This window comes from Tissierella sp., assembly GCF_052089545.1.
Lineage (GTDB): Bacteria > Bacillota > Clostridia > Tissierellales > Tissierellaceae > Tissierella_A.
In genome coordinates, this window is record NZ_JBQDAA010000125.1 from 1 (window position 1) to 7,185 (window position 7,185).

10 protein-coding genes are annotated in these 7,185 nt (G+C 30.2%); 3 read left to right on the plus strand and 7 right to left on the minus strand.

What is annotated here, in order from left to right:
- Positions 1–213: 213 nt before the first annotated feature.
- On the minus strand, positions 214–1,110 hold the full coding sequence (locus ACTHW2_RS09060; RefSeq protein WP_442263614.1) for a diacylglycerol/lipid kinase family protein: 897 nt from the start codon (positions 1,108–1,110) through the stop codon (positions 214–216).
- A gap of 346 nt (positions 1,111–1,456) precedes the next feature.
- Between ACTHW2_RS09060 and ACTHW2_RS09065 the strand changes: the two genes are divergently transcribed.
- Positions 1,457–2,134, plus strand: coding sequence for a hypothetical protein (locus ACTHW2_RS09065; RefSeq protein WP_442263615.1), 678 nt, complete (start codon positions 1,457–1,459; stop codon positions 2,132–2,134).
- A 307-nt stretch (positions 2,135–2,441) separates the two neighbouring features.
- Here ACTHW2_RS09065 and ACTHW2_RS09070 read toward each other — a convergent pair whose 3' ends face one another.
- The 6 genes from ACTHW2_RS09070 to ACTHW2_RS09095 form a co-directional block, all read right to left on the minus strand.
- The gene (locus tag ACTHW2_RS09070; protein WP_442263616.1) at positions 2,442–2,945 is read right to left on the minus strand and encodes a zinc-binding dehydrogenase; all 504 of its coding nucleotides are present in this window, start codon (positions 2,943–2,945) and stop codon (positions 2,442–2,444) included.
- A complete protein-coding gene (locus ACTHW2_RS09075) occupies positions 2,908–3,369 on the minus strand; it encodes an alcohol dehydrogenase catalytic domain-containing protein (RefSeq protein ID WP_442263617.1) in 462 nt (153 codons plus the stop codon). Before ACTHW2_RS09075 ends, ACTHW2_RS09070 begins: the two co-directional genes overlap by 38 nt.
- A 101-nt stretch (positions 3,370–3,470) precedes the next feature.
- A complete protein-coding gene (locus ACTHW2_RS09080) occupies positions 3,471–4,070 on the minus strand; it encodes an MATE family efflux transporter (RefSeq protein ID WP_442263618.1) in 600 nt (199 codons plus the stop codon).
- Positions 4,071–4,081: 11 nt separating this feature from the next.
- Positions 4,082–4,813 carry an MATE family efflux transporter gene (locus ACTHW2_RS09085; protein WP_442263619.1) on the minus strand — a complete coding sequence of 244 codons (732 nt, stop codon included), beginning with the start codon at positions 4,811–4,813 and terminating at the stop codon, positions 4,082–4,084.
- A 57-nt stretch (positions 4,814–4,870) separates the two neighbouring features.
- On the minus strand, positions 4,871–5,071 hold the full coding sequence (locus ACTHW2_RS09090) for a helix-turn-helix transcriptional regulator (protein WP_442263620.1): 201 nt from the start codon (positions 5,069–5,071) through the stop codon (positions 4,871–4,873).
- A gap of 1 nt (position 5,072) precedes the next feature.
- Positions 5,073–5,504: a DUF3796 domain-containing protein gene (locus tag ACTHW2_RS09095; RefSeq protein ID WP_442263621.1), complete on the minus strand. Its 432-nt coding sequence runs from the start codon at positions 5,502–5,504 to the stop codon at positions 5,073–5,075.
- A 198-nt stretch (positions 5,505–5,702) separates the two neighbouring features.
- Between ACTHW2_RS09095 and ACTHW2_RS09100 the strand changes: the two genes are divergently transcribed.
- Together ACTHW2_RS09100 and ACTHW2_RS09105 are read left to right on the plus strand one after the other, a co-directional pair.
- Complete coding sequence (locus tag ACTHW2_RS09100) at positions 5,703–6,116, plus strand: MarR family winged helix-turn-helix transcriptional regulator (protein WP_442263622.1); 414 nt, start codon at positions 5,703–5,705, stop codon at positions 6,114–6,116.
- 13 nt (positions 6,117–6,129) lie between these two features.
- Entirely contained in the window at positions 6,130–6,756 is a 627-nt protein-coding gene (locus tag ACTHW2_RS09105; RefSeq protein ID WP_442263623.1) for a nitroreductase family protein, read from the plus strand.
- Positions 6,757–7,185 lie beyond the last annotated feature (429 nt).

Genomic DNA, 7,185 nt, shown 5'->3' on the forward strand with positions numbered 1-7,185 from the left:
ATTATCCCATAGAAATTTAGAGATTAAAATGTGGGCTGTGTTTGACGCTTACTTTTATTTGTCGTGGTATAAAAAACATTAATATTATAATTAGCGGTACAATTACTCCCATAACAAACCTAGCAGGATCTGTCATAAATATTATCCCTCCTTATAATTTCACCATTTATATCATGCTTTATAATACATATACCCTTTATATTTTCAAATTAATTATTCCTCTCTTGAAATAACTTTTAAATGTCTTGGTAAAACCTTTATATCAAGAGGTAGTTCGGGTCCTTCATCCCCATCAATAGTACTTCCGTATTGACTATTATCACTTGTACTTATCTTAAGTTTTTTAGTTTGAAAATATTCTATATTTTTTGATTCACTAATAGTTTTAGCAATTAGAGAAGGAGTCATCTCTATTAATTTACTTAAATTTAAATTTTTAATAGCAAAGATATGAACCTTACCATCTCCTATTTCAGCATCAGGTAAAATAGATTTAAGTCCACCCATAGAGTCCAAAAGGCCTACAAGTATAACTGAAGCTTCTCCTTCCCATGTTTTTTCTTCCATCTCAAGTCTGACCTGAAAAACCTCATCTTTGAAAATTTCTTTTCCAATCGCCATTATATATGCAAGCGGACCAAATTTTGTTTTTTCTTCAACTTTTACATTGTAAATAGATGTTGCAGCCTTACCAATACCCAAGGTATTGGTAAAGTACCTATCATTAGCAAGTCCTAAATCAATTCTTTTATAATCTTCTTTTTTAAAAAGCTCTATGGCCTCTTCTGCTTCATCCGGAATATCAAGCGCTCCTGCAAGATTGTTAACCGTACCAAGGGGAACAATTCCAAGCATAGGAGGTTTTTCAAAGCCAGCAAGACCATTTACTATTTCATTAACCGTTCCATCACCGCCTAAAGCTATAAGAAGATCAAATTTATCCTCACAAGCTTCTCTTGCAAATTTTTTAGCATCCCCCTCACCTTTTGTATCTTTTATTACTAAATGACTATATTTAGTTTTTAATACTTCTTTAATTTTTTCTTTATAGGAAGCTGCATTTTCTTTTCCTGCTGTAGGATTGATTATAATCATTGCTGACTTGTTCATTTTATTTCCTCCTTGAATTTGAGTATATTTTAAACTATAGTTATCTTTATTAATTCTAGATTATATATTACAAATACACCTCTAGCATGCTTTTATTTTTAAATGTAGTCTTACAAGTGTATTTTACTATTATATAACTTTATCTTTACACATTCTATCTTTATTTTTATAGTTTTAAAACTAGGCTTCTATCCTTTCATTTATTTAAAGATACAAATATATTTACAAAAATAGATTAACTCTATCGAAATCAGGGTAATCTTTTTCTTAAGATTTTATTTTTAATTTTAATGTATAAGGGGTATATATTTGGTAAAGATAAATAAATATAGAGGAGGATAATGAAATGAAAGTTAGAAAGATAATAGGATTAGGACTTGTAGTCATGCTTGTATTTGCTTCAATTACAGCTTGCACAAGCAATCCACCAAATAAAGAAGATGGAGATGAAGAAATTGTAGAAGATGAAAATACTAATGAAGATAATAACGATTCTGCTTCAGATCCTGAAATAAACAATTCTAAATATACCAACTATGTAGGAACAATTAGTGAAATTAATATGGAAGAAGACCAGCTTATAGTTGCTGGAAAAGAGGAAAGTAATTTTGAGAATATATCATTTAATATAACAAGTAACACGGTAATAGCAAGCGACCAGTCAGAAGAAATTATAGATATTGAAAAGGCTAAAAAAGGAGACAAGGTTGAAGCCATCTATGATAAAGAGTCACCTATGACTAAAAGCTTACCACCTATTACAAATGCAAAAGCATTAATTATTAGAGATTCTGACCGCGAAGAGAAGTTAGCAATAAAGTTATCTAAATTTGATGAAAACTTAATTAGTGAAGATAATTCTCTTGAATTAAAAATAAATGATGATACATCTATAGTAGATTTAGACGGTAACCTTTTAACTAAAGATGATATAGTTAATAAAGAAGTCTTAGTATTTTTTGGCCCTGCTGAAACACTAAGTATTCCTGGGCAAAGTAATGCTAAAACGATAATACTACTATAATGAATATCTTATAGTAGTATTATAATATAACTGCATCAAAATAAGATCATCCTTTGAAATGTTGCTTATTAAGTCTATAGTTTCCATTGGCGGTATATAAAATAAATTATATACTTTATTTTGATTTAGAGGTTTAACTTCTAATTGTGGAAAAATAACGAATCATAATTAAGCTTTTCCTTTGTTTTCTATATTTAGTAGCTTACTTTACATATGCTTTTTGAAGTAAACTACTGAAAATTTTATTATTAAAAAAATTAAAACGAATAAAATCGATTCAATACAAAATTTGTAAGTTAATAATTAGTTATTTTATTTTTATAATAGACTTTCCTCTAGCTCTTCTAGTACGTACCTTTTCTAAAGCATCAAGTCCATCATCAAAATCATATACATTTTCAATAGTTATATTTATTTCTCCACAAACAATTTTATCTATTATGCCCATTAATTCTTCCTTAACATCCATGTTATAAGGAAAGTACACAGCTTTAATATTTCTCTGGGTTGTAAATTGATCTCCAGAAACAGATATAACCTTCCCTCCATCTTTTACTAGCTTCATACTCGCCATACTAGTATTTGGTTGGATTGCAATAGCTGCATCCACTCCACCCGGCATCCATTCTAGGACTTGTTCTACCCAATCGGAATCATGATAATCTACAGCTTTTGTTACTCCCAAGGATTTCATGTAGTCATGATTGTTCCTTGATGCTGATGCTGATATCTTACAACCTATATCTTTGGCAAGTTGAATAGCAAATGTCCCATTAGAGCCTTGATGCACCAGCAATAAATAAAGTATCATCTGGCTTTAATTCAAGCGCCTTTATCGCCTTTATCATTGTATTACCAGAAACGGGAATAGCTGCTGCTTCTATAAAACTCATTTCATCCGGTATAGGAACAACCAAAGAGTCTTTCCCAAGAACCATATATTCTGCATAAGATCCTCCCTTAGGCTCTGTAACACCAACAAAAGCCACTCTTTCTCTCTCTTTAAAGTCAATAACATTCTTTCCTATCTTTTCCACAATCCCTGCCCCTTCCATCCCAATTGGATATGGGAAGTGAATTTCTTTAGGAAAGAAATATCCATCTTGAATACCAACTCCTATGGCTTTTACTTTAACAAGAATCTCATCATTATCTATCTCAGGGATAGACATTTGAGTTAAGATAAAATCATTTGATTCTTTATTTTGCTTTACGATAGCCTTCATTTTGTCCATTTTACCATCAACCTCCTCTTATATAGTAACAATTACATATTCTAAATACTCAATCACTATATTCTTACCCCTATGCTCTCTTTATCTACCTTTTCTTTTCTTTATTTTAGCTTCTTTACTGAATTTATTATTAATAAAATAGATATAACTGATGATAGTAAATCTGCTAAAGCACCACTCATCCATATGCCTGTCAATCCAAATATCCTAGGTAAGATTAATAAAGCTGGTATAAGTATAAGGACTTGCCTGGACATGATAAGAAGCGTTGCTTCTTTTGGTCGTCCTATTGCCTGGAAGTAGGACGTACTGACAATTTGAATTCCAACAAAAGGCAACATACTTAGTAATATTCTAATTCCTGGAACAGCTATATCTAACAATTCTTTACTTCCATCCTCACCCACAAACAGTCTAATAATCTGGCCAGGGAAAATTTGAACTATTAAAAAACCTATTACTGTTATCAGTGTTGCACCTAGTGCTGCATACTTTAAAGTTTTCTTAACCCTATCATATTTAATTGCTCCATAATTATAACCCATAATCGGTTGTGAACCTTGATTTATTCCAAAAGCAGGCATTAAAATCACCATTGATAGCGAATTTATAACCCCCATACTTGAAGTAGCAAGGTCTCCTCCCAAAGCTTGTAAGTTTGTATTATAAAGAGCTGTAACCATGCTAGTAGCTAATTGCATACTAAAAGGTGCTAAACCATTTGATACAACATTTTTATCTTTAGATATTTCTTTTGAATCTTAAGATCGCTTTTTTTAGAATAAAAATAATATAAAACCCATATGGCTGAAATAAATTGAGAAGTTATGGTAGCTAAAGCCGCTCCTTGAACACCCATTTTTAAAATCATTATGAAAATATAATCAAGTGCAATATTCAAAAATGCTCCAATTAGCATAGTAAGCATAGCTATATTTGGATTTCCCTCACCTCTAATAAAGTTGTTCATACCAAATCCTACCGTATTAAATGTTACTCCTAATAAAATAATCCTTAAATAATCCGTTGCATATCCAATATTTGAAGCACTGGCCCCAAATAACTTTAATAAAGGCTGGAGAAAAATCAAACCTAAAATACTAAATACAATTCCTATAATAATAAGTAGCATTAAAGAGTTGCTTGCAATATGATCAGCCTCATCTTTCTTTTTCTGACCAAGTCTTATTGAAACTAAAGTATTTCCTCCTATCCCAACAAGCATAGCAAATGCCATAATAATAAGCATAAGTGGCATCCCTAGGAAAACACCTCCTATTGCTACTCCTCCTACACCCCTTCCTATAAAAACTCTGTCTACTATATTATAAAGTGCATTTACAAGCATTCCAACAATAGCAGGTATTGAATGCTTCATTAAGAGATTTACTATAGGCTCAGTTCCTAGTTTTTTTGATCTTTGATTGCCATCATCTTTATCCATTTAATCCCCTTTCAAAAATTAAAATTATAAATTATTTACTTTAAATCTTTTCTTTTATTACTCAAATATAAATATATCTTCAATCTCAACTTCTAATGCTCTTGATATATCTATGGCTAGTTTTAGTGATGGATTATATTTAGCATTCTCTAGCCTTTGTATGGTCTCCCTTCTTACATTAACAATTTCTGCTAATTCCTCTTGAGTCAGATCTTTCATAGTTCTATATTTTTTCAATTCACATTTAAATTTCTCCATCTTATATCACTTTGTCCAAATAATAAAATGAAAAAGCCTTTATTAAATGATATGCTGCAAAAATCACTGAAATAAGAACTTCTATAGTAGTAATTTTTGAAAATTCAATCTTGAAAAACCATGGGTTTATCTTTATAAAGATAAATCCTCCTACAAAGCAAATTGCAAGAAAAAACAAGGAAATTTTATTTGCTGTATCCCAGTTATGTTCCATCCTTTCATCTGACTTTTCTCTAAAATCAAAGTATATAAAAAAACTAAAGAAAGTAAAAAACACAAAATTTGAGTACATAGTATTTCCGCTAGGTGACTTCATAAATCCAGTAAAACCCAATATCCCTAAAATTCCAAGCCATCTTAAATACTTACTGTATTTGCTCTTGTTTAATTGTAATAATTTTTTATTTTTCATATTAGTTTTATCTTTATTCATATTTACCTCCTGTGATATATTTGTATCTTATAGTGACAAATATATCACATCGAATTTTCTCTGTCAACTATACATATGTAAACAATTGTAATTATGATTTTATAAGATTTATTGACAATTATACTTATTTAAGTTATCATATCTTTAATAGTTGATACGTCCATTATTGACATGTCAACTAACCTTAGGAGGTTTTAAATGAAAGTCAATGAGCTTAGTAATATGTTGCATAGACTTAGAAGTATTGAATATAAACTTACTCAGAATTTTGAAGATAAAACAGGTTTCAGACTTACAAGATATCAGATACTTAGTTTTGTAAAAGAAAATGATGGATGCAATCAAGAAGAAATTAGGAAATTTATACAAATTGATAGATCGGCCATTACCAGACATCTTAAAGTTCTCGAGGAAAAAGGCTACGTTACAAGGGAAAGAAACAAAGATAACGCAAGAGAAGTTGTTGTATCTTTAAGCGATTTTGCTAAATCAGAACTTAAAAAATGTCATAGAAAGCACAATGATAATTCATGTATTCTACCTATAAACATAAGTGGAGATCAGATAAATAAGCTTATTGAGCTTCTTGATATTATAGAAAAAGAAATATAAAAGGAGATATGAAATGAAAAATAATAATTTTGAAGATGTAGTTTTTAACAGAAGATCTGTTAAAGTATTTGATGAAAATGTGAAAATAAGTCAAAATGAAATGCTTGAAATGATAAATAAAGCGGTAAAAGCTCCTTCCTCTGTCAATCTTCAGCCATGGAGATTTGTTATAGTGGATTCAAAGGAAGGTAAAGATAAACTAAGACCACTTATTAGGTTCAATCAAAGACAGAATGACACATCATCTGCTATGATTCTCATTTTTGGCGATATAAAGTGCTACGAAAAAGCAAACGAAATCTATGGAAAAGAAGTAAAAAAAGGTCTCATGTCTGAAGATGTTAAAAATGATATTTTAAATATGTTCCTACCTTCCTACCAAAATGCAAGTAGAAAAAAAATGAATGATATTGTAACAATCGACTCAAGTCTTGTTGCTATGCAACTTATGCTAGTTGCAAGACACTATGGCTATGATACTAATGCTATAGGAGGATTTGAGGAAGATAAACTTGCAGAAGCTTTTGGTCTTGATAAAGATAGATATGTTCCTGTACTAATACTCGCTATTGGCAAAAGTAATTATGAAAGTCATGAAAGTACAAGGCTTGACGCTGCTGATATTTCCAGCTTTAAGTAAGATTAAAATTATATTATACTATTCTTGGACATATACGTCAGAGTGAAGATGGAAATCTATATACTGATGTCTTAAACATAATTTTAATAAAAAAAGACGCCCTAATTCAAATTAAATCGAATCAGGGCGTCTTTCTGTGTATATTACTTTTTTATATCCTATTGTTCTAAATAGTCAGGGTTTAAAATATACCTTATTAAAATGCGCATGCTTTTCTAGAAGCCATGTATCCTGTAGTGAAACTGGCCCCCTTTTTCCTGATGTCGTTTCAAAACCTACTATAAGCCATTTACCCAAATAATTTAAATTTGAACTTTCCCATTTTTTTACAATTTATGCATGCAATCCATATTTTAGGGTATATTAAATGAATATACAAAAATAATATATTAATAGATAGTTGCAGAATGTGATTTTTAAAAATATCTG

Bases quoted from the DNA above. Each gene is read 5' to 3' on its own strand.
- ACTHW2_RS09060 (WP_442263614.1), bottom strand. From the start codon at position 1,110: ATGAACAAGTCAGCAATGATTATAATCAATCCTACAGCAGGAAAAGAA.
- ACTHW2_RS09065 (WP_442263615.1), top strand. From the start codon at position 1,457: ATGAAAGTTAGAAAGATAATAGGATTAGGACTTGTAGTCATGCTTGTA.
- ACTHW2_RS09070 (WP_442263616.1), bottom strand. From the start codon at position 2,945: ATGATACTTTATTTATTGCTGGTGCATCAAGGCTCTAATGGGACATTT.
- ACTHW2_RS09075 (WP_442263617.1), bottom strand. From the start codon at position 3,369: ATGGACAAAATGAAGGCTATCGTAAAGCAAAATAAAGAATCAAATGAT.
- ACTHW2_RS09080 (WP_442263618.1), bottom strand. From the start codon at position 4,070: ATGCAATTAGCTACTAGCATGGTTACAGCTCTTTATAATACAAACTTA.
- ACTHW2_RS09085 (WP_442263619.1), bottom strand. From the start codon at position 4,813: ATGGATAAAGATGATGGCAATCAAAGATCAAAAAAACTAGGAACTGAG.
- ACTHW2_RS09090 (WP_442263620.1), bottom strand. From the start codon at position 5,071: ATGGAGAAATTTAAATGTGAATTGAAAAAATATAGAACTATGAAAGAT.
- ACTHW2_RS09095 (WP_442263621.1), bottom strand. From the start codon at position 5,504: ATGAATAAAGATAAAACTAATATGAAAAATAAAAAATTATTACAATTA.
- ACTHW2_RS09100 (WP_442263622.1), top strand. From the start codon at position 5,703: ATGAAAGTCAATGAGCTTAGTAATATGTTGCATAGACTTAGAAGTATT.
- ACTHW2_RS09105 (WP_442263623.1), top strand. From the start codon at position 6,130: ATGAAAAATAATAATTTTGAAGATGTAGTTTTTAACAGAAGATCTGTT.